Origin of the sequence: uncultured Roseibium sp. (assembly GCF_947499295.1) — a bacterium.
Taxonomy (GTDB): Bacteria; Pseudomonadota; Alphaproteobacteria; order Rhizobiales; family Stappiaceae; genus Roseibium.
In genome coordinates, this window is record NZ_CANMNP010000167.1 from 1 (window position 1) to 263 (window position 263).

General features: G+C 52.9%; 1 pseudogene. It reads right to left on the reverse strand.

The features are described from left to right. A pseudogene (locus tag Q0835_RS30255) lies at nt 1–263 on the reverse strand (hypothetical protein); the annotation flags it as partial.

Consider the following 263-nt stretch of genomic DNA (forward strand, 5'->3'; position numbering starts at 1 on the left):
TGAATCCGTCAGTCAGGTCCTCCAGATAAACCGCTTCCTGCTTCCAGGATCGCCAGAGCCGTTCGATGAAGATGTTGTCCATGCACCGGCCACGTCCATCCATCGAGATACGCACCCGGCTTCGGTCAGCTTGGTTATCCAAGCCGATCCGGTGAACTGTGATCCCTGATCCGTATTCATTATCTCGTTCGCCCTGAACAATTGCTAAGCGTTTGATGTTGCATGCGCGGGCAGAGGTTTTGGAGTATCCGATTTTGCCATTG